Origin of the sequence: Streptomyces sp. NPDC058469, from assembly GCF_042721125.1 — a bacterium.
Classification (GTDB): Bacteria; Actinomycetota; Actinomycetes; order Streptomycetales; family Streptomycetaceae; genus Streptomyces.
The window spans coordinates 1-20988 of the sequence record NZ_JBHXME010000150.1; the positions used below are offsets into that span (position 1 = coordinate 1).

A 20988-nucleotide genomic window follows, 5' to 3' on the forward strand; every position below is an offset into this window, starting at 1 on the left:
GCGGTTGAGGAACTCGGGGCGGAAGTGCTGGTTCAGGACCGGCATCACCGTGTCGCGGACCTTGGCCGGGGCGGACGGTCATGCGTAGCGCAGCTCGCCCGGGCGTACGGAGCGGCGCAGCAGCGGCAGTGACGTGGCCGCCGCCAGCACACAGCACGCGTACACGCCGACCGGGACCAGCAGCGCGTCGTAGGGCACCGGCACGTCCGCGTACTCCGAGACGGAGGCGCCGTACCAGCCGCTGATCACCGTGCCGCCGAGGCCCGCCACCGCGATCGCCGGGAGCAGCGGCAGCGCGGTCTCCAGGAGGAGCGCGCGGGCCAGTACGGCGTGCGGCACCCCGGCGGCGGCCTGTGCGGCCAGGCCCCGGCGCCGGGTGGCGAGGGACTCGGCGGTGCCCACGGCCAGGGCCGTCAGGGCGAGCGCGAAGGCGACGAGGATCGCGGCGGCGGTGAGGTCGATGCCGGTCGTGTAGTAGGACATGCGCGTGCCGAGGTGGCCCGTGCGGCGCATCTCGTGCAGGCCCGCGAGCAGGACCTGCCGTACGCCCGCGAAGCCCGAGCCGACGACCGTCACCAGCAGCAGTGCCGCGTGGGTACGGGCGGTCGACCAGGGGTCCTCGCGCATCCGTTCCGCCGCGATCAGCAGCGCGGGGCGCGAGGTGCCGGCCGCGAAGCCCTCACCCAGTTGGCGGGACGAGGCGCCGGAGAGCCAGATCGCGATCAGGCTGACCAGTACGGCCAGGACGAGCACCGCCACGGGGCCGAGGCCGAAGGAGACGGGGCTGCCGAAGACCGGGGTCAGGGCGATCGCCACCGCCGTCACCGCCAGCAACCGGGTCGCCGTACCGAACAGCCGGCCCGGCCCCCGCACCGGCCGCGTCCGCCGTACCCGCCCCAGCGGATCCGCCACCACCCGGCGCAGCGCCACCGCGCTCACGACCCCGCCCAGCACCGGCACAGCCACGGCGACCAGGACGACACCGGCCCAGTCCGTGGCGTACGGCAGCAGCGGTACGACGACCGCCGTCGCCACCACCGCACCGGCCAGGCACGCGAGCCCCGACTCCAGCGCCGCGATCCGCCGCACCTGCCAGGGCGCCGCCCCCGCCAGCCGCAGCGCGGCCAGCCGCCGGTCCCGGTGCACGGCCCCGATCCGCGCACACTGCCCGAGGAACCCGAGCACCGGGATGAGCAGCAGGCCGAGCGCGAGACTCACGTTCTGCCGGTCACTGGGGGAGTCGAACAGCCCCGACCCGAAGGGCACGCTGTGATACCCGTCCAACGACAGCAGCGCTACGACGGCCAGTCCGATCCCCGTGGCCAGCGCGGCCCCGAACGCCGTGAGCCCGACCCGCCACCACTCCCGCCGGTCCGAACCCCGGGTGAGCAGCCAGGCCAGCCGCAGATCCGCGAGCACCACCCTCATACCGTCACCCCCGCCGTCGCCACGGTCCCGTCCGTCAGCCGGATCTCGCGGTCCGCGTACGCCGCGACCTGCGCGTCATGGGTGATCAGCAGGACCGCCGTACCGGACTCGCGGGCCGTGGTGACCAGGGCCGTCATCACCTGCTCGCTCGCCAGGGAGTCCAGCGCGCCCGTCGGCTCGTCCGCGAAGACGACCTTCGGGGAAGTGACCAACGCCCGGGCGAGCGCGACCCGTTGGGCCTGACCGCCGCTCAGCTCGCCCGGCCGCAGCTCGCCCTGTCCGCGCACCCCGAACCGCTCCAGCCACTCCCCGGCGGTGGCCCGGGCGTCCGTACGCGAGGCCCCCGCCAGCAGCAACGGCAGCGCGACGTTGTCGACCGCCGTCAGCTCGGGTATCAGCTGGCCGAACTGGAAGACCACCCCGAACTCGGTGCGCCGCAGCTCGCTGAGCCGCTTCTCGGGCAGCTCGTCCAGCCGCTCCCCGGCGTACGTCACCGTCCCCTCGTCGGGGCGGACGATCCCGGCCAGGCAGTGCAGCAGCGTGGATTTTCCGCTGCCGCTGGTTCCCGTGACGGCGAGGATCTCACCGGCGCCCAGGTCGGCCGAGGCGCCGCTCAGGGCCCGGGTCCTGCCGTGCGTCTTGGCGAGGTCACGGGCCGCGAGCAGCGGCGCCGCCGTACCCCCGTTGTCGCTCATGCTGTGTCGACCTCCGCGGTCAGAGTGGTCAGCCGGGCCGCCGTCGTAGCCATCCAACGGAGGTCCGCGTCAAGGTGGTTGAGGGCGTAGTCCGCCGAGAGCACGGTCGCCAGGTCGGAGCCCTTGGCGGTCTTGACCGCCGTGAGTTCCCTCATCCGCTCCATGTGGGCGGCGCGTTGGGCCCTCAGATATGTTTCCGGGTCGCCGTCGGCCAGGATCGACACGACGACCTTGGCGAAGATCTCGTTCGTCACGAAGGGCGCGGGCGGCGCGATCTCCCTTGCCCACTGGGCGAGTTCACGCGAACCGTCCGCCGTCGAGCGGTACGCCGTCCGCTCCGGGCCGCCGTCCGAGCCGGTGCCGTCGACCTCCGCGAGACCGTCCCGGACCAGGCGCTGCAGGGTCGTGTAGACCTGCCCGTAGGCCAGCGGGCGGGCCTGCGGGAAACGTTCGTCGTGGCGTCGCTTGAGGTCATAGCCGTGGCTCGGTCCTCCGGCGAGCAGGCCCAGCAGGATGTGGCGGGTGCTCATGGCGCTCAGTATGCACCAGGTACATGTACTGAGTGAATAGTGATCAGCAGGAAAAGTACGGGGAGTGGGGTGCGGGAGTGGCTGCGGTGCCACCTGTACCCCAACCTGGAGGTCTGCCATCGCGCCCACTGGGTAGGGCTGCGGTAACCCGCCCGCACGCCCGACACGACCCGCCAAGGAGGCCCCCGTGGCCGCAGCATCGGCATCGCTTCCGCGCCCGGCCCGCTCCAAACGCACCCCGGAGTCGTCCGCCGACCTCGCCCCCGATCTCGAACCCGACCTGTTCTTCGTCAACTCCGAAGGCGCCTGGGCCGAGACCCCGCTGACCAGCGAACCGCCGCTGGCCGACGCCGAACCCCTCACCAGTGAGCCCCCGCTCGCCGACGCCACCCCGCTGACCAGCGAGTCCGCCGGCATCCCCGCCCCGCTGACCAGCGAGGCCGCCGCGTACGACGACCCGATGGGCGGCGAGAGGGTCATGATCGACGACCCGAGGAGCGGTGAGGCCGCCGCGTTCGCCGGCCCGGACTCGACGAGGCCCTAGATGACCGCACCCCGGCCGACCGACACCCTCGGCGAGGACCTGTCCCGGCTCGCCGAACTGCACGGCGTCGCCACCGCCTACAGCCCCTCGCCGGACCACGCGGTCCCGGCCTCGGCCGTCGCGGTCGTCGCCGCGCTGGCCGCCCTCGGCGTCGACGCGAGCACCCCGCAGGCCACCGCCGCCGCGCTCGCCGCCCGTCAACAGGAGCTGGCCGAACGGCTGTTGCCGCCCACCGTCGTGGGCCGGCACGGCAGCACTCCCGCCGCGCTCGACGCGCTGCCCGAAGGCACCGTGCTGCACATCGAGACCGAGCAGGGCGAGACGCGGGCAAACGCCGGGCAACTCCCGCCGGGCGTCCACCACTTGACCGCCACCGCGCCGGACGGCCGTAGCGCCGAGGCCCATCTCGTCGTCGCCCCGGACCGGTTGCCCACGCCCACGGGACGGTCGTACGGGCTCATGGTGCAGGTGTACTCCCTCCTCTCCCGGCACTCCTGGGGCATGGGTGACCTCGGTGACCTGTGCGAACTCACCGCCTGGGCCGGGCGATCGCTCGGGGCCGGGTTCGTGCAGGTCAACCCTTTGCACGCGGCCGTGCCGGGCGCACCCACCGACCCGTCGCCGTACCGGCCGTCCTCGCGCCGCTTCCCCGACCCGGTGTATCTGCGGGTCGAGGACGTCCCCGAGTTCGCGTACGTCGAGGAAGCGGAGCGGGAGAAGCTGCGCGGGCTCCTCGAACGGGCCGCGCGTCTGCGCGAATCCGTCCTGGACAAGGACGCGTTGATCGACCGCGACGCCGTGTGGGAGCTGAAGCGGGAGGCGCTGGAACTCGTACGCGAGGTCCCCCTCGGCCCCGGACGACGGGCCGCCTACGTCGACTTCCTCGCCCGCGAGGGCGAGGCGCTGGAGGACCACGCCACCTGGTACGCCCTCGCCGAGGTGCACGGCTCGAACTGGCGGGAGTGGCCGCCCGCCCTGCGCGACCCGCGCTCACCCGAAACCGCCCGCGCCCGGGGCGAGTTGATGGACCGCGTCGACTTCCACTGCCGCATCGCCTGGCTCACCGACGACCAACTCACCGCCGCCCAGCGGGCAGCGCGCGATGCGGGCATGCCGATCGGGGTCGTGCACGACCTCGCGGTCGGGGTGCATCCGGACGGTGCCGACGCCTGGGCGCAGCAGGACCACTTCGCGGCCGGCATGTCGGTCGGCGCACCCCCGGACGCCTTCAACTCCCTCGGCCAGGACTGGGGTCTGCCCCCCTGGCGCCCCGACCGCCTCGCCGAGTCGGGCTACGCCCCGTACCGCCGTCTGCTCCGCGCGCTCTTCCGCTACGCAGGCGCCCTGCGCATCGACCACGTCATGGGCCTCTTCCGCCTCTGGTGGGTCCCGCAGGGACAGCCCCCCACCGAGGGCACCTACGTCCGCTACGACGCCGAGGCCATGCTCGCCGTCCTCGCTCTGGAGGCCTCGCGCGCCGGGTCGGTGGTGATCGGCGAGGACCTCGGGACCGTAGAGCCGGGTGTGCGCGAGACGCTGCAGGAGCGCGGGGTGCTCGGGACGTCGGTGCTGTGGTTCGAGCGGGACTGGGAGGGCGACGGCCGTCCGCTCGCCCCCGAGCAGTGGCGCGCCGACTGCCTGGCCACCGCCACCACCCACGACCTGCCGCCCACCGCGGCCCGCCTCACCGGCGAACACGTCGAACTCCGCGACCGGCTCGGCCTGTTGACCAGACCGGTGGAGGAGGAGCGGATCGAGTCCGCCACCGACGTCGGCGAGTGGCTGGCCCTGCTGTCCGGGCTCGGCCTCTACGAACACGCCACGGGCGGCGGCCGGCCCGCGTCCGAGGAGGAGGCCGAGATCCACGCCGTCCACCGCTTCCTGCTCCGCACCCCGGCCCGCATGATCGGCGTCTGGCTGCCGGACACCGTCGGCGACCGGCGCCCGCAGAACCTGCCCGGCACGTGGGACCAGTATCCGAACTGGCGCCTGCCCCTCGCCGACGCGGAGGGGCGTCCCGTGACGCTGGAGGAGCTGGCCGCGTCGCCGCGGTTGCACGCGCTGGTGGATGTGCTGCGGGTGGGGCTGGGGGATGGTTCAGGGGGCGGTGGTGAAGGGGGTTCGTGAGGGCCGTGCGCCCCATACGGCACCCCCGGGCGCGCGGCCCGTTCGGACGTTCGCTACTTTTGCGGTGTGGACAAGAAGAACGCCCTGCGCGCCGGCGCCCTGGCTGCCGGTACGACGCTGATGATGCTGCTCATGACGTCCCCCGCGCTCGCGCTCACCCGCGACGACGGTGACGACCCGGGCCCCGGCCTGAGCGTCGCCCAGACGCTGGGGCTCTATGTCCTGTGCCCGCTCGCCCTGTTCGCGATCATCGCGGGGCTCGTCATGGCGCTGGACAAGTCCAAGGACCGCGCGCCGAAGGCCAAGTCCGGCACGAAGACCGGCACCGCCGTCGACGCCAAGGTCTGACCTCACGTTCCAAGGCCTGACCTCACGTTTTCCGGAGGGCGTCCGCATCACCCATCGCGGTGAGGCGGGCGCCCTTGGCATGTCCTGGGGCATGTCCTCCGGGCCCGCCGGGAGCGGGACTTGCTACCGCTCGGTCGAGGTCAGCAACTTCCGGAGCAGGTCGGCCAGTTGGCCGGCCTGTTCGGCGTCGAGGCCGGCGAGGGCCGCCGTCTGGGTCGCGAGGCCTGAGCCGACCGCCTCGTCGATCAGCGCCAACCCCTTCTCCGTCAGGGTGACTTGGAGGCCCCGGCGGTCGTGCGGGTCGGGGGAGCGGCGGAGCAGGCCGGCCCGTTCCAGTTTGTCGAGGCGGCCGGTCATGCCGCCCGTGGTGAGCATCAGGGTCGCGGAGAGCTCGCGCGGCGAGAGCGTGTACGGCTCGTCGGCCCGGCGCAGGGTCGCGAGGACGTCGAACTCGCCGCGGGAGATGCCGTGCGGCGTGTACGCCTTCTCCATGCGGTCGCCCATGGCCCGGGCGAGCCGGAAGATCCGCCCGAAGACCTCCATCGCGGCCGTGTCGAGGTCGGGCCGCACCGCTCCCCACTGCTCGACGATCGCGTCGACGGGGTCCTTGTCGTTCATGGGGTGAGTATCCGCCGGTCAGTAGGTCGGTCGCAAGAAAGCGGCTTGACGCTAAGTTGCTTAGCAATAAGCTAATTATCATCGACCTACTCCGGAAGGTGTCTCCCATGGCCAGTCGCCCGGTCCTGACGGCCGCCCTCACCGCCCTCGCCCCCGTCTCCTGGGGCACCACCTACGCCGTCACGACCCAGTTCCTGCCGCCCGACCGCCCGCTCTTCACGGGCCTGATGCGCGCCCTCCCCGCCGGTCTTGTGCTCCTCGCGCTCGCCCGGGTGCTGCCGCGCGGCGCCTGGTGGTGGAAGTCGGCGGTGCTCGGCGCGCTGAACATCGGCGCCTTCTTCCCGCTGCTGTTCCTGTCCGCGTACCGGCTCCCCGGCGGCATGGCGGCGGTCGTCGGCTCGGTCGGGCCGCTGATCGTCGTAGGCCTCTCGGCAGTGCTGCTGGGGCAGCGGCCGACGGCCCGAAGCGTGCTCACCGGCGCCGTGGCGGCCTTCGGCGTCAGTCTCGTCGTACTGAAGGCGGCCGGAGCGCTCGATCCGGTCGGCGTGCTCGCTGCCCTCGCGTCCACCGCCTCGATGTCCACCGGCACCGTGCTGACCAAGCGGTGGGGCCGCCCCGACGGCGTCGGCCCGCTCGCCCTCACCGGCTGGCAGCTCACCGCGGGCGGGCTGCTCGTCGCGCCGGTCGCCTTCCTGGTCGAGGGGGCGCCGCCCGCGCTCGACGGGCGGGCGGTCGGCGGTTACCTGTACCTCGCGCTGGCGAACACGGCGATCGCGTACTGGCTCTGGTTCCGCGGCATCGGCCGGCTCTCCGCGACCCAGGTCACCCTCCTCGGCCCGCTCTCCCCGCTGACCGCGGCCGTCGTCGGCTGGGCGGCGCTCGGGCAGGCGCTCACGGCGGTGCAGGTGGCCGGGATGGCGGTGGCGTTCGGGGCGACGGTGTTCGGGCAGATCGGTACGCGTACCCCTCGTGTTCCCGTTCGGGCGGTAGCGTCACGCGGGGACGCCGTGACGGAACGCCGAGACGCGATCCCCGTGACGCAACGTTCGTAACGCACCGCTCGTGACGCGACGCCGGAGGCGCCCGTGGCCGAAGAGTCCTGCCCCAGTTGCGGCAAGCCGCTCACCGCACGGGCGGGCCGTACCGGTCGGCGTTCCGTGTACTGCTCCGCCGCCTGCCGGCAGAAGGCCTACCGGGAGCGGCAGGGGAGCGTCGGCATCGGTGTCGACGGACTGATCAAGGAGATCGGGCGGCAGGTGGAGGAGCTGGTGCCGCAGCCGCCTTCCGTCTTCTACTCCGGCGTGACGGAACTGTCCTCGTCCGTCGCACGGTTGAGACGCATCGCCCGGACCGCGAGGGAGACGGCCCAGGAACAAGCCTCGGAATCCGTCACCCAGGAACCTGTTACGGAACTCCGATTCCCCGCAGACGAGGGCGACTTCGCCGCCCTCGTGGAGTCCCACCGCCGTGAGATCCAGGTCCACTGCTACCGCATGACCGGGTCGTACGACGACGCCGAGGACCTGGTGCAGGAGACGTTCCTGCGGGCCTGGCGGGCCCGGGACACCTTCGAGGGGCGGGCCGGTGCCCGTACCTGGCTGTATCGCATCGCCACCAACGCCTGCCTGGACTTCCAGCGCCGTACGGCCCGCCGCCCGAAGCGCTACGAACCGTTGCCCGGCATGAACCACGGCGGCGGGGAGCCGCCCGCCCGTATCACGTGGCTACAGCCGTACCCCGACGACGAGTTGCCCTCCGCCGAGGAGCAGCCGGAAGCCGCCGCGGTCTCCCGCGAAACCCTCGAACTGGTCTTTCTGGCCGCCGTCCAGCATCTCCCGCCGCGCCAGCGCGCGGTGTTGGTGCTGCGGGACGTGCTCGGGCTGACCGCCGTGGAGACCGGCGAGGCGCTCGACATGACCGTGGCCTCGGTCAACAGCGCGCTGCAACGGGCCCGTCCCACCCTGCGCGACCGGCTGCCCGGCCGACGTGCGGACTGGACGACCGACGGGCCCACCGAGCACCAACGCACCCTGGTCAAGCGGTACATGGCCGCCGCCGAACGCCTCGACCTGTCCGAGGTCGCCGCCCTGCTCAGCGAGGACGTCACCCTCACCATGCCGCCGAACCCGTTCTGGTTCACCGGCCGCGACGCGCTCCTCGAATTCCTGAGCGTCAGCCTCGACGCCAACTCGCCCATGTTCCTGGGCCATTGGCGCCATCTGCCCGCCCGCGCCAACGGCCAGCTGGCGGCCGGGGGTTACGTGCGCCGACCCGGTACGACCGTCTACCGCGCCCAGGTCCTCGACGTGCTGCGCTTCGACGCCGACGACCGGATCGTCGAGATCACGTCCTTCGAACCGCACCTGTTCCCGGCCTTCGGACTCCCCCTGCGCCTGTGAGCGATGAGTGGTGGGCCCCCTGCGCGTCTGTACTGCCGACACGAACGACACACGACCTGCTGGGAGATCACCATGCTGCTCACCGACAAGACCGCGGTCATCTACGGCGCCGGCGGTTCGATCGGCGGTGCGGTCGCCCGCGCCTTCGCCGCCGAGGGAGCACGCGTCCACCTCGTGGGACGCACCCTGGAGACGCTGGAGGCCGTGGCCGCCCACATCAAGGAAGCCGGTATCAAGGAAGCCGAGGTGGCCGTCGTCGACGCGCTCGACGAGAGCGCCGTCACGGAGCACCTCGCCCGCGTCGGCGACATCGACGTGTCCTTCAACCTCGTCTCGCGCGGCGACGTCCAGGGACTGCCGATCACCGACATGCCCGTCGACGCCTTCCTGGCGCCGGTGATCAACGGCACCCGCGCCAACTTCATCACCGCCCGCGCCGCCGCCCGCCGGATGGCCGAGCGCGGTTCCGGTGTCGTCCTCACCCTCAACAGCGGTTCCGCGCACGGCAGTCCGATGATGGGCGGCACCGGTCCCGCCGACGCGGCGACCGACAGCCTCGTGCGCAACCTGGCGATGGAACTGGGCCCGCGCGGGGTGCGCGCCGTAGGCCTGTGGGCCGCCGGCATCCCCGAGACCCTCACGATCGAGAAGCTCGGCAAGGTCAACCCCGACCTCAACGAGGCCGCGATCCAGGGCATCCTCGACCACCTGTCGAGCCTGCGCATGACCCGCCGCAACCCCACCCTCGCGGAGATCACCGCGACCGCCGTCTTCCTCGCCTCGGACCACGCGGCGAGCATCACCGGCACGTTCGTGAACGTCACGGGCGGGATGTTCCCGGGCTGAGCGGGTCGAGCGAGCTGAGCGGGTCGAGGACATGCGAACGGGCGCCCGGCATCGTGCGGGGCGCCCGTCGTGGCCGTAGGACGGATTACGACATGGCCGTAGGACGGATTACGGCATGGCCGTAGAACCGACTACGAAGCAGCCGCGTCCGCGGCCTGTGCCTTGAGCGCGCGCTCCACGCCCGAGCGGGACTCCGAGACCAGGCGGCGCAGGGCCGCGTTGGGCTCGGCGGCCGTCAGCCAGGTGTCCGTGCGGTCCAGGGTGTCCTGGGAGACCTGGATCGACGGGTAGAGGCCGACCGCGATCTGCTGGGCGATCTCGTGCGAACGCGTGTCCCAGGTGTCCTTGACGGCCGCGAAGTACTTCTCCGTGTACGGCGCCAGGAGTTCGCGCTGGTCGGTCTGGACGAAGCCCGAGATCACCGCTTCCTGAAGGGCGTTGGGGAGCTTGTCGGACTCGACGACCTGTGCCCAGGCCTCCGCCTTCGCCTCCTCGGTCGGACGGGCGGCACGGGCGGTCGCGGCGTGACGCTCACCGGCGGCCGTCTTGTCCCGCTCGTGCTCGGAGGCGATGTCCTCCTCGTCGAAGTGCCCGACCGCCACGAGCCGCTCGACGAACGCCCAGCGCAGCTCGGTGTCGACGGCCAGACCCTCGATCGTCGTCGCGCCGTCCAGCAGGGCGTCCAGCAGGTCCACCTGCTCCGGGGTGCGCGCGGTCGCCGCGAACGCGCGGGCCCACGCCAGCTGGTGGTCGCTGCCCGCATCCGCGGAACGCAGGTGCGCCAGCGTGGCGTCCGTCCAGCGGGTGAGCAGGGCCTCCCGGGCGGTCGGGTCGGCGTACAGCTCGATCGCCAGCTTCACCTGCCGCTGGAGCGACTGCACGACGCCGATGTCGGACTCCTTGCCGATGCCCGACAGGACGAGCGACAGGTAGTCACGGGTGGCGAGTTCGGCGTCCCGCGTCATGTCCCAGGCCGAGGCCCAGCACAGGGCGCGGGGCAGCGAGGACTCGAAGTCGCCCAGGTGCTCGGTGACAAAGGCGAGGGACTGCTCGTCGAGGCGGACCTTCGCGTACGACAGGTCGTCGTCGTTCAGCAGGACCACGTCCGGACGACGCTTGCCCACCAGCTGCGGTACGGCGGTGAGTTCGCCGTCCACGTCCAGCTCGACGCGCTCGTCGCGCACCAACTTGCCGGTGTCCTCGTCGAGTTCGTACAGGCCGACGGCGATGCGGTGCGGGCGGAGGGTGGGCTCGCCCTTGGCGCCGGCGGGCAGCGCCGGGGCCTGCTGGCGGATCGCGAAGGCGGTGATGACGCCGTCCGCGTCCGTCTCGATCTCCGGGCGCAGGATGTTGATGCCGGCGGTCTGCAGCCACGCCTTCGACCAGGTGCTCAGGTCACGCCCGGAGGTCTCCTCCAGCGCGCCCAGCAGGTCGGACAGGCGGGTGTTGCCGTACGCGTGACGCTTGAAGTACGCCTGCACGCCCGCGAAGAACTCGTCCATGCCGACGTACGCGACGAGCTGCTTCAGGACGCTCGCGCCCTTGGCGTACGTGATGCCGTCGAAGTTGACGAGGACGTCGTCCAGGTCGCGGATCTCGGCCATGATCGGGTGCGTGGACGGCAGTTGGTCCTGCCGGTACGCCCACGTCTTCATCGAGTTGGCGAACGTTGTCCACGAGTGCGGCCAGCGCGAGTCCGGCGCGTACGCCTGGCAGGCGATGGAGGTGTACGTGGCGAACGACTCGTTCAGCCACAGGTCGTTCCACCACTCCATGGTCACGAGGTCGCCGAACCACATGTGGGCCAGCTCGTGCAGGATCGTCTCCGCGCGCACCTCGTACGCGGCGTCGGTCACCTTGGACCGGAACACGTACTGGTCGCGGATGGTCACCGCGCCCGCGTTCTCCATCGCGCCCGCGTTGAACTCCGGGACGAACAGCTGGTCGTACTTCTTGAAGGGGTACGCGTAGGCGAACTTCTCCTGGAACCAGTCGAAGCCCTGCCGCGTGACCTCGAAGATCGCGTCCGAGTCGAGGTACTCGGCGAGCGAGGGCCGGCAGTAGATGCCGAGCGGGACGGACTGGCCGTCCTTCTCGTACACGCTGTGGACGCTGTGGTACGGCCCGACGATCAGCGCGGTGATGTACGTCGAGATGCGCGGCGTCGGCTCGAACACCCAGGTGTCGTCCCGGGGTTCGGGCGTCGGGGAGTTGGAGATGACGGTCCAGCCTGAGGGCGCCTTCACGGTGAACTGGAAGGTGGCCTTGAGGTCGGGCTGCTCGAAGGAGGCAAAGACCCGACGGGCGTCCGGCACCTCGAACTGGGTGTACAGATAGGCTTGTTGGTCGACGGGGTCGACGAACCGGTGCAGTCCCTCACCGGTGTTGGTGTACGCGCAGTCCGCTACGACCCGGAGGACGTTCGGTCCTTCCAACAGCCCGGCCAGGGCGATCCGCGAGTCCTTGAAGACCTCGTCGGGGTCGAGCGGGTCGCCGTTCAGCGTCACCTCGTGGACCGTAGGGGCCACGAGGTCGATGAAGGACTCGCCGCCGCTTTCGGCCACGTCGAAGCGCACCGTCGTCGCGGACCTGTAGGTCCCGCCCTCCTGCGCGCCGGAGAGGTCGAGATCGATCTCGTACGAGTCAACGGTGAGCAGCGTTGCCCGCTGCTGCGCCTCTTCGCGAGTCAGGTTTGTGCCAGGCACGCGGTCATCTCCTCGTTATGTGTGGGTTGCGCCATCCTTCCACGGGAGCTGCGGGGAGCGCGATGTCCGGTTCCCGCCGGTGAGCGGGGCGGACGAGCGCGAGCCTGGGTTCATGACGACGTACACGGCACGACCCATCGACCCCACGGTCCTGAAGGAGCTGCGCTCTGCTGACGATGCGGGAGCCCGAATGGTTCCCGTGACCGATGAGGAGGGAGGCGCTCCGCTCCGCTGCTGCCTGCGCCGCAGCGAGCCCGGCGAGCGGATCGCCCTGGTCTCCTACGCCCCGCTGCGGCGCTGGGCGGCGGAAACGGGGGCGGAGCCGGGGGCGTACGACGAACAAGGCCCGGTCTTCATCCACGCGGAGGAGTGCGTGGGGCCGGCGGCCGGCTCCGGATATCCCTTCGCGAACGCCCACCGCACGGTCCGGCGCTATTCGGCCGAGGGCCACATCCTGGGCGGCGAGCTGGTCGACACCGTCGACGACGACGCCCTCGCCCGGGCCTTCGCCGATCCGTCCGTGGTTCTCGTCCACGTTCGGGCGGTGGAGTACGGGTGCTTCTTCTATGAGGTACGCAGGGCGTAGCACCCTGCGCTCCTCAAACGCCGGACGGGCCGAAAATCCAGCCTCTCCGACGTTTGAGGAGCGGGGTCTGGGGCGGAGCCCCAGAGGGATGGGACGGGTAGGGGCGGCGGGGCGAAAAACTCCCGGCGTCAGCCCTTCAGCTCCACCGCCACCAACTCCGCGATCTGCACCGCGTTCAGCGCAGCCCCCTTGCGGAGGTTGTCGTTGGAGATGAACAGCGCGAGCCCGTGCTCGACCGTCTCGTCGGCGCGGATACGCCCGACGTAGGACGGGTCCTGGCCGGCCGCCTGGAGAGGCGTCGGGATGTCGGTCAGGGCGACACCCGGCGCGCCGCCCAGCAGCTCCATGGCACGCTCGACGGAGATCGGCCGGGCGAAACGGGCGTTGACCTGGAGGGAGTGCCCGGAGAAGACCGGGACGCGCACACAGGTGCCGGAGACCTTGAGCTCCGGGATCTCCAGGATCTTGCGGGACTCGCTGCGGAGCTTCTGCTCCTCGTCGGTCTCGTGCAGGCCGTCGTCGACGATCGAGCCCGCGAGGGGGAGCACGTTGAAGGCGATGGGGCGCTTGTAGACCTGCGGCTCGGGGAAGTCGACCGCGCCGCCGTCGTGCGTGAGCTTGTCCGCGTCGGCGACGACCTTCAGCGCCTGCCCGTGCAGCTCGGCCACACCGGCGACACCGGAACCGGACACCGCCTGGTACGTGGCGACGACCAGCGCCTCAAGACCCGCCTCCGCGTGCAACGGCTTCAGGACCGGCATCGCGGCCATCGTCGTGCAGTTCGGGTTGGCGATGATGCCCTTGGGGCGGTCCGCGACGGCGTGCGGGTTCACCTCGGAGACGACCAGCGGTACGTCGGGGTCCTTGCGCCAGGCGGAGGAGTTGTCGATGACGACCGCGCCCTGCGAGGCGACCTTCTCGGCCAGTGCCTTCGAGGTCGCGCCGCCCGCCGAGAACAGCACGATGTCCAGACCGGAGTAGTCGGCACTCGCCGCGTCCTCCACCGTCACGCCGTCCAGGACCGTCCCCGCCGAACGGGCCGAGGCGAACAGACGCAGCTCGGTGACCGGAAAGTTCCGCTCCACGAGGATCCTGCGCATGACCGTGCCGACCTGACCGGTGGCTCCGACGATTCCGACCCTCACAGCGACTCCCTTACCTGTTCCTGTACGTCTGCGGCGTTTCCATCATCCTGCCGATCCTGGTCCGCCTGTCCAATTCTTTGCCGCGCATGCCCGAGGAATGGGACGCGGCCCGGCCGGTGTGACGTACGCCTCCGAACGTTTCCGGGCCCCGCCGAACGTTTCCGCGCACTCCGGCGTCGTAGAGGAAACGCGGTGAGGGGGTGGCTTGTGCTGCGCAGAAAGGCCCGCCGGGTCCAGGAGGACGACGATCCTCTGGACGCGGCCCAGGAGCGGCGGGTGCGGGCGGTGCTCGCGCTCGGCGGGGTGCCGCAGACGGATCTGCAGGACGGCGTCCAGCAGGTACGGCTGCGGTTGCTGGAGCGGGCGGCGAAGGGCGACGAGGCGCCGCGCGACGTCTCGGCGTGGGCGGCGGTCGTCGCCTCGAACCTCGCCATGGACTGGCACCGCGCCAAGCGCCGCCAGGAGCGGGTGGGGGAGCGGCTGGCCTCCCTGCGCCAGCTGGAGCATCCCTCCGGCGAGGACACGAGTGTCCTGTCCATGGCGGTGGCGCAGGGCCTGGACGAGCTGCCCGACCAGCACCGCCAGGTCCTCGTCCTGCGGTTCTTCGCCGACCTGCCCGTGCGCGGGATCGCCGAGGAACTCGGCATCCCGGAAGGCACGGTCAAGAGCCGGCTGCACTCCGCGGTCCGCGCCTTGCGCGACCGCCTGCACGAGGACGAGGTGGTGTGACGTGGCTGCCGAGTACGACGGCGTGGACGCGCTGATGGCCGCGATCACGGACGAGCCACTGCCGGAAGCGGCCCGCGCGGACGCCGGGTTCATGGCCGAGCACACGGTCGCTACGGCCGAAGTGGCGCTGTTGAGGGAGCAGTTGGGGCTCATCGGTCACGCGCTCTCCGAACCGCGACCGCAGCCTGAACCGGAAGCCCCACCGAAGCCGAAGCCGGTGCGTGAGGTGCGGCCCGCCCGACGCCGCCACCCCGGCCTGCGTGTCCTCGCCTACGGCACCCTCGCTACGGCCGTGGTCGCCACGATGATCACCGGGCTCGCCTGGCTGGTCGCGCACAACGGGATCTCGGGCTCCGCGTCGAGCAGCGCGGACCAGGGGGCGAAGACCAGTTCCGGCTCGGCGCAGGACAAGGCGCCGGAGGCCTCGGGCGCGCTGTCCGACCCCGAGCTGTACGTGGCCTGCTCCCGCCTCCTCGTCGAGGGGACGGTGACCGAGGTGCGGCCGAGCTCCGACCCCCGGAAACGGGTCACGCTCGCCGTCACCCGCTCCTACCGGCCCGCCCACGGCCCGGCCGACGTCACGGTCGTGCTGGCCGCGGGGGCGCAGCCGGCGCCGCGCCAGGGGCAGCACGTGCTGGTCGGGGTCCCGAAGGGCTCGGAGACGGCGACCCTCTGGGCCGTCGGTGACGACGCCGTCGCCACGGACGGTGCCGCGATCGTCGAGGCGCTCACCGGGCCCGGCACCGCCACCTGCCCGACCGGCTGACAGGGAAGGGGCGGGCGCCCGTACGGACGCCCGCCCCGGTTGTCGCATGTGGTGCTACGACGTGACCTTCTCGATCTTCACGCTGCCCAGGCCCGCGACCGTGCCGTGGGCGTTGACCAGCTGCACCTGGCCGAAGAACTCGCGCCCCTCAGGAGCGGGGGCCAGGGCGGTGACGCTGCCGGAGACGGTCGCCGAGGCGCCCGTGGCGAGCTTCACCGGCGTCGAGTCGTCGACGGTGACCGTGCCGAGCGCCGGGGAGAAGAACACGTCCCGGTAGTCGTACGCGGTCGAGCCGGACGGCACCGAGTAGCCCGCGACCTCGACCGTGTAGGTACCGGCGGCCGGGTTGGCGATGGAGACCGCTTCCTCCGAGTCGCCGTCGGCGGAGGTGCCGACGACCGTCCCGGCGGCGTTCTTCACCGTCAGGTCCAGGTCCGCCGCCGTGTCCGAGACGTTGCCGATGGCGACGTCCAGGGAGGTGGCGCCGGCGGGGACGTCGACCGTGGTGGTCTGGGTCACGCCCTCGGTGATGGTGGGCCGCACGGTCAGCGAGGAGCCGAGCGGGCCGCCCTTCAACGTGCCGTCCAGAGCCGCGTAGTTGTTGGTCACCTTCCACGAGGCGGTGGCCGGGACGCCGACCTTGGCCTCGGGCACGGTCACGGTCTCCGGGTCGAAGACCGCGCCGAGGACGGTGGCGTCCAGCTTGTACGGGTTGTCGAGCAGCGGCGACGTACGGCGCGCCTCGACCTCGATCTCCCAGACGCCGGCCTGCGGGTCGGCGTACGAACGCACGTCGGGCTTGCAGCCGTTGCCGTCCAGGTAGTTGTTGTAGCAGTACGGGGTGCCGGTGTTCTCGACCGGAACGCCGTACGGGTGGATCGAGATGAACCGTGTCTGGCTCTTGTCCTTCAGCCCGCTCATCGCGACCTCAAGGGCCTTCGCCCCCTCGGGGACGGTCACGAAGTACGACTGCGTGCTGTTGCGCTGCACCGAATTCGCCGTGGCGTAGGTGTAGTTGACGGGGGTGGAGACCACGACCGTCGTGAGGATCTGCTTGTCGAGGCCCTCGGTCTTCGGGTCGTCGACCTCCAGGATCGCGCTCTTGATGCCCGAACTCCTGGGCGCCGCCTGCACCTTGACCGTCACCGGCTGGTTCAGCGGGAGCTTGACCTCGTCCGAACCGACGATCCGGAAGGTGTCACCGGCGTTGTTCTCGAAGTGCAGCTCGTGCCGAACCGCCTTGTCGGCGCCGGTGGTTCGCGTGATGGTGATGTCGTACGTCTTCTTCGCGCCGGCCTTGAGGCCGCCCTCGCGGTCGTACAGTCCCGTGCCGAAGCCCGGGGTCTTCAGCGCGTAGTCGATCGCCGTGTCGACCGGAGCCTTCACCGTGTACTCGTGGGAGGTGGCGCCGTCCTTGATGGACTTCCACGCGTCCACGATGTTGATGAGGCCCGCGCCCTCCTCGTACGCCTGAACACCCTTGATGTGATCGGCGGTTGAGGTCAGCGCCGTGCGCAGGGTCGCCGGGGTGAGGGCGATGTTCTTCTGCTTGGCGGCGCTCAGCAGCAGCGCCGAGGCGCCTGCGGCCTGCGGGGAGGCCATCGAGGTGCCCTGGAGCATCGAGTAGCCGGCCGGCAGCGTGTAACCCGCCTCGGGGACCGGGGAACCCGGCAGCCAGGTCTGGGTCGAGTTGATCGCGGCGCCGGGTGCGACGAGCGTCGGCGTGAAGCCGCCGTCCTCACGCGGGCCGCGCGAGGAGAACGGCAGCAGCTGGTACGAAGTCGCCACCTGCGAGCCGTAGTTGGCGGCCCAGGTCTGCTTCGAGATGGAGGCGCCGACCGAGATCACCTTGTCGGCCAGGCCGGGGTCGCCGATCGTGTTGGCGCCCGGACCGGAGTTGCCGGCCGAGATCACGAGCTGCACGCCGTACGTGTCGATGAGCCGGGTGTACAGCTCAGCGCGCGCGTTGTTGCCGTCGTTCAGCGCGGGCAGGCCGCCGATCGACATGTTGACGATGTCGACACCGCGGTTGGCGACGAGGTCGATCATGCCCTCGGTGAGCGCCACGTTGGTGCAGCCGCCGGACCAGGTGCAGGCGCGCGAGGAGACGAGCTTCGCGCCCGGCGCCTCACCGTTCATCTTGCCGCCGAACAGGCCGTTGGCCGCGGTGATACCGGCGACGTGCGTGCCGTGCTCGGACTCGATGACGCCGATGTTGACGAAGTCGGCGGTCTTGCCGACCCAGGACCCGCCGTACGGGTCCATCGGTACGTCCTTGCTGATCTGCACGACGAACGGCTGACGCTCGACGACGTCCGTCGCCGGGTTGTCGGTACCGAAGTAGCCGACCTGGTAACCGTCCTTGTACGGCTTCATCGGCGCGTCGTCGCCGAAGTCGTGGTTGTTGTTCAGGTCGACCGTCACCGTGCCGGCCGTCGGGTCGTACAGGACGCCCCACGAGTCGGTGGTGTCACCGTCACGGTTCGCGTCGCCCGCCGCGTCACCGCCGGTGGTGTACGACTCCTTGAACGTGCTGATCTCGTAAGAACCCGCAGGCGCCGTCCAACTCGTGCCGCCGTAGGTGAAGTTGGGGCCGGACACGGCCGTCACCATCGGGCGCCAGGTCTGGTCGCCGTCGACGATCGGGTCGGTCGAGGTGACCCAGTCGACGATCTTGCGCTCGCCGGTGGTGGTCTTCTGCAGCGCCGGGTGGCCGAGGTCGACGCCGGAGTCGAGGATGCCGATCGTGATGCCGCGGCCGTCCGCCTTCGGGTTCTTCTTCACGAAGTCGACGGCGCCCGTCTCGAAGGACGGGTTGTACGGGTTCTCGGCGGGGGTGTTCTTGTTCGGCGCCGAGTAAGTGGCCGTGGTGGTGGCCTTGTTGGCGCCCTTGGCACCCTTGGCCGTGTCCGCGCTCGGCGTCGGGTCGTCGAGGGCGATCTCCTGCCGGAGGTCGATGGCGTGCACCGAGGACAGCTTCGCGGCGGCGGCGATCGCCGAGTCCGCCCTGCCGGTCGGGACGGTGGCGCGGACGTAGCCGAGCTTGTCGTAGGTGCGGCCCACGGAGCCGCCCTTGACCGCGTCCAGCTGCTGGGCGACCTGCTCGGTCGCGCCCGGCGCGGTGGCGATCATCATGGTGACGTTCTTGTCGCCGTCGGCCTTGGCCGTGGCGAGCAGGTCGGCGTCGTCCGAACCGAGCTTGGCGGCGGCGGACTTGACCGTGGCGTCCGCGGGAGTGGCGGCGGGCGGCGAGTCGGCGGAGAAGGCCATGGGTATCGGCCCGGCCGCGGAGAGCGCGGCGACGAGACCGGCGGCCACGGATATTCGGGCCACGCGTCTCTGGTGGGAGAGGGTCATCGGCATCCCTTGTAGGTGAAGAATCCAGTGCCGGACGAGGGCACAGCTTTACCCAAGGGACGGTTGTTTGGGAAGTGTTGACCGAAACGCTATGAACGTGTGGGGAAAACCCCCTATTCGCTCCGGGGGTTCGAACGTGCGTAGTGGCGGGACGCCTTCGCGCGGTTGCCGCAGGCCGCCATCGAGCACCAGCGGCGGGTGCCGTTCCTCGACGTGTCGAAGAAGCGCAGGACGCACGTGTCGTGGGCGCAGCGGCGGATGCGGTCGGGGGCGGTGGAGAGCAGCTCCAGATAACTGCGGGCGGCGAGCCAGCCGGGCCCCCACCTGGGGTCGTCGAACTCGGGCACCTCGCCGGGTCCGTCGGCGGTGAGGGTGGCGCGGATGCGTCCCATGCCGAGTACGGCGTCGAGGTCGTCCGTGCGGCCGCCGTCCACCACCGTCTTCAGCGCGCCGCGCGCGATGTTGGTGTGCGTCAGGGTGATCGGATCGGCCGCGAACCGCTCGTCGAGCCCGTTCGAGCCGAGCCAGACGGCGAACCCGCCCGGGATCGTGAGCAGATCCTGGAGGACTCCGTCCCGCATCCACCACGTGTTGAGCAGGTCGAGCGCGAGCGGCTCGCCGACGAGCGGCCGGGGGTCCTCGGCGAGGGGCATCGGCTTGGACTTGGGCTTCGGCATCTGGGGAAGCTCCCTTCTGATCTAACCGGTCAAGAGTACGTGACCGGTTGACCCGCCCCGAGACTAACCGTTAAAGTCGCCGACAACGGTTATGTCAGCGAAGGGCTTCCCATGACCCTGCACCTCGGCCACATCGGCCTGAACGTCACCGACCTCGACCGCTCGCTCGCCTTCTACCGAGACGTCCTCGGCTTCGCCGTGCTCGCCGAGGGCAAGGACGACGACCGCCGTTACGCGTTCCTGGGCGACGGCGACGGCGACGGCCGCCCCGTCCTCACCCTCTGGCAGCAGGCCCAGGGGTCGTACGACAGCGACCGTGCCGGCCTGCACCACCTGGCGTTCGCGGCCGACTCGATCGAGCGGGTCCAGCGGTACGAGGAGGCGCTCAAGGCCTACGGCGCCGAGTTCGCGTACGAGGGCGTGGTCGCCCACCGCGAGGGCGCGGCTTCCGGCGGCATCTTCTTCCACGACCCCGACGGCACCCGGCTGGAGATCTCGGTGCCGACCGGCGCCGAGGACGCCCCGGTCCCGCACGTCGAAGCCCCGACCTGCGGCTTCTTCTAGCCATGGAGGCCATGGAGGCCATGGAGGCCATGGAGACCTATCACGCGGGCTCCCGCGCCGTGCAGGACCGGGTGGGGGTGCGTGAATTCGCCGACCACGTCGGCCAGATCATCGGCCAGGGCATCAAACCCGTGGCCGCCGCCTTCCTCGAACTCCAGCCCCTCCTGATCCTGGGCGCCGCCGACCCCGCGACGGGCCGGGTGTGGGCCTCACCGCTCACCGGCGCCCCCGGCTTCGTACGGGCGACGGGCCCGCACCAGATCTCGATCACAGGCGGCCCCCGCCCGACCGACCCCCTCACCCCGGCCCTCGCCGAGGCGCGGGACCTGCCGGTCGGCACCATCGCCCTCGACCCCCGCACCCGCCGCCGTATGCGAGTCGACGGCCGACTCCGGCGTACCGCACGGGGGTTGGCGATCGAGGCGGTCCGCGTGTTCTCCAACTGCCCCAAGTACATCCAGCGCAGAGAGTCCTACGAGACGGTCGCCGGCCGCGTGCCCGCGCGGCCCCGGCGTAGCGCTGAACTGACCGCCGCCCAGGCCGAGTTCATCGCGGCGGCCGACACCTTCTTCCTCGCCACCGTCCACGAGCACGGCGCCGACGCCAGCCACCGGGGCGGCAACCCGGGCTTCGTACAAGCGACTTCACCCCACGAGCTGGTCTGGCCGGACTACGCGGGCAACGCCATGTTCCTGAGCCTGGGCAACCTGCTCGCCGACCCGCGCGCGGGACTCCTCTTCCTCGACTGGACGACGGGCAGCGCACTCCAACTCACCGGCGAGGCAAGGACGGAGTTCGACGGGGAGGGGGAGCGCAGGGTGCGTTTCACCCTCACCGAGGTCGTCGAGAGCGCCGCCGCGATCCCTCTGCGCTGGTCCGCGCCCGAATACTCACCTGCCAATCCGGACCCGGCGCATTAACGTC

Annotated in this window: 19 protein-coding genes; 11 read left to right on the plus strand and 8 right to left on the minus strand. The window is 71.3% G+C overall.

Annotated features, from left to right (window positions below; all coding sequences use genetic code 11):
* Nucleotides 1-78: 78 nt before the first annotated feature.
* The 3 genes from ACFWP5_RS41225 to ACFWP5_RS41235 are packed head-to-tail and all read right to left on the minus strand — an operon-like array spanning nt 79 to nt 2653.
* Complete coding sequence (locus ACFWP5_RS41225) at nt 79-1428, minus strand: ABC transporter permease (protein WP_384169274.1); 1350 nt, start codon at nt 1426-1428, stop codon at nt 79-81.
* Nucleotides 1425-2123, minus strand: a complete 699-nt coding sequence (locus ACFWP5_RS41230; RefSeq protein WP_384169277.1) for an ABC transporter ATP-binding protein — start codon at nt 2121-2123, stop codon at nt 1425-1427. The genes ACFWP5_RS41225 and ACFWP5_RS41230 overlap by 4 nt, the downstream gene beginning before the upstream one ends.
* Complete coding sequence (locus ACFWP5_RS41235; protein WP_384169280.1) at nt 2120-2653, minus strand: PadR family transcriptional regulator; 534 nt, start codon at nt 2651-2653, stop codon at nt 2120-2122. Before ACFWP5_RS41235 ends, ACFWP5_RS41230 begins: the two co-directional genes overlap by 4 nt.
* 187 nt (nt 2654-2840) lie before the next feature.
* Here ACFWP5_RS41235 and ACFWP5_RS41240 point away from each other — a divergent pair, with 187 nt between their 5' ends.
* The 3 genes from ACFWP5_RS41240 (at nt 2841) to ACFWP5_RS41250 (ending at nt 5672) form a co-directional block, all read left to right on the plus strand.
* Nucleotides 2841-3197: a hypothetical protein gene (locus ACFWP5_RS41240; RefSeq protein WP_384169284.1), complete on the plus strand. Its 357-nt coding sequence runs from the start codon at nt 2841-2843 to the stop codon at nt 3195-3197.
* Nucleotides 3198-5324 (plus strand): 4-alpha-glucanotransferase, encoded by a 2127-nt coding sequence (gene malQ, locus ACFWP5_RS41245; RefSeq protein WP_384169287.1) that lies wholly within the window; start codon nt 3198-3200, stop codon nt 5322-5324.
* Between the two features lie 66 nt (nt 5325-5390).
* The gene (locus ACFWP5_RS41250; protein WP_384169290.1) at nt 5391-5672 is read left to right on the plus strand and encodes a hypothetical protein; all 282 of its coding nucleotides are present in this window, start codon (nt 5391-5393) and stop codon (nt 5670-5672) included.
* Nucleotides 5673-5795: 123 nt separating this feature from the next.
* On the opposite strand, the gene ACFWP5_RS41255 is transcribed toward ACFWP5_RS41250, so the two are convergent.
* Entirely contained in the window at nt 5796-6290 is a 495-nt protein-coding gene (locus tag ACFWP5_RS41255; RefSeq protein ID WP_384169293.1) for a MarR family winged helix-turn-helix transcriptional regulator, read from the minus strand.
* A 107-nt stretch (nt 6291-6397) separates the two neighbouring features.
* Between ACFWP5_RS41255 and ACFWP5_RS41260 the strand changes: the two genes are divergently transcribed.
* From ACFWP5_RS41260 to ACFWP5_RS41270, 3 genes are all read left to right on the plus strand, one after another.
* Nucleotides 6398-7342: an EamA family transporter gene (locus tag ACFWP5_RS41260; protein ID WP_384169296.1), complete on the plus strand. Its 945-nt coding sequence runs from the start codon at nt 6398-6400 to the stop codon at nt 7340-7342.
* A 33-nt stretch (nt 7343-7375) separates the two neighbouring features.
* Nucleotides 7376-8689 carry a sigma-70 family RNA polymerase sigma factor gene (locus ACFWP5_RS41265; protein WP_384169299.1) on the plus strand — a complete coding sequence of 438 codons (1314 nt, stop codon included), beginning with the start codon at nt 7376-7378 and terminating at the stop codon, nt 8687-8689.
* Between the two features lie 72 nt (nt 8690-8761).
* Nucleotides 8762-9535: an SDR family NAD(P)-dependent oxidoreductase gene (locus ACFWP5_RS41270; RefSeq protein WP_384169302.1), complete on the plus strand. Its 774-nt coding sequence runs from the start codon at nt 8762-8764 to the stop codon at nt 9533-9535.
* A 131-nt stretch (nt 9536-9666) separates the two neighbouring features.
* Here the strand turns inward: ACFWP5_RS41270 and pepN are convergent, their stop codons facing one another.
* The gene (pepN, locus tag ACFWP5_RS41275) at nt 9667-12240 is read right to left on the minus strand and encodes an aminopeptidase N (protein ID WP_384169305.1); all 2574 of its coding nucleotides are present in this window, start codon (nt 12238-12240) and stop codon (nt 9667-9669) included.
* A 112-nt stretch (nt 12241-12352) separates the two neighbouring features.
* Between pepN and ACFWP5_RS41280 the strand changes: the two genes are divergently transcribed.
* A complete protein-coding gene (locus ACFWP5_RS41280) occupies nt 12353-12826 on the plus strand; it encodes a DUF1203 domain-containing protein (protein ID WP_384169308.1) in 474 nt (157 codons plus the stop codon).
* Between the two features lie 128 nt (nt 12827-12954).
* Here the strand turns inward: ACFWP5_RS41280 and ACFWP5_RS41285 are convergent, their stop codons facing one another.
* Nucleotides 12955-13971 (minus strand): aspartate-semialdehyde dehydrogenase, encoded by a 1017-nt coding sequence (locus ACFWP5_RS41285; RefSeq protein WP_384169311.1) that lies wholly within the window; start codon nt 13969-13971, stop codon nt 12955-12957.
* A 207-nt stretch (nt 13972-14178) separates the two neighbouring features.
* On the opposite strand from ACFWP5_RS41285, the gene ACFWP5_RS41290 reads away from it, so the two are divergent.
* Both ACFWP5_RS41290 and ACFWP5_RS41295 read left to right on the plus strand, forming a co-directional pair.
* Complete coding sequence (locus tag ACFWP5_RS41290; RefSeq protein ID WP_384169314.1) at nt 14179-14700, plus strand: sigma-70 family RNA polymerase sigma factor; 522 nt, start codon at nt 14179-14181, stop codon at nt 14698-14700.
* A 1-nt stretch (nt 14701) separates the two neighbouring features.
* Nucleotides 14702-15466, plus strand: coding sequence for a hypothetical protein (locus tag ACFWP5_RS41295; RefSeq protein WP_384169317.1), 765 nt, complete (start codon nt 14702-14704; stop codon nt 15464-15466).
* A gap of 54 nt (nt 15467-15520) precedes the next feature.
* Here ACFWP5_RS41295 and ACFWP5_RS41300 read toward each other — a convergent pair whose 3' ends face one another.
* Both ACFWP5_RS41300 and ACFWP5_RS41305 read right to left on the minus strand, forming a co-directional pair.
* Nucleotides 15521-18823 carry a S8 family serine peptidase gene (locus tag ACFWP5_RS41300; RefSeq protein WP_384169319.1) on the minus strand — a complete coding sequence of 1101 codons (3303 nt, stop codon included), beginning with the start codon at nt 18821-18823 and terminating at the stop codon, nt 15521-15523.
* 113 nt (nt 18824-18936) lie between these two features.
* Nucleotides 18937-19476, minus strand: coding sequence for a CGNR zinc finger domain-containing protein (locus ACFWP5_RS41305; RefSeq protein WP_384169337.1), 540 nt, complete (start codon nt 19474-19476; stop codon nt 18937-18939).
* Nucleotides 19477-19611: 135 nt separating this feature from the next.
* Here ACFWP5_RS41305 and ACFWP5_RS41310 point away from each other — a divergent pair, with 135 nt between their 5' ends.
* Both ACFWP5_RS41310 and ACFWP5_RS41315 read left to right on the plus strand, forming a co-directional pair.
* Nucleotides 19612-20064 (plus strand): VOC family protein, encoded by a 453-nt coding sequence (locus tag ACFWP5_RS41310; protein WP_384169322.1) that lies wholly within the window; start codon nt 19612-19614, stop codon nt 20062-20064.
* 29 nt (nt 20065-20093) lie between these two features.
* On the plus strand, nt 20094-20984 hold the full coding sequence (locus tag ACFWP5_RS41315) for a pyridoxamine 5'-phosphate oxidase family protein (RefSeq protein ID WP_384169340.1): 891 nt from the start codon (nt 20094-20096) through the stop codon (nt 20982-20984).
* The last annotated feature ends 4 nt before the right edge of the window (nt 20985-20988 follow it).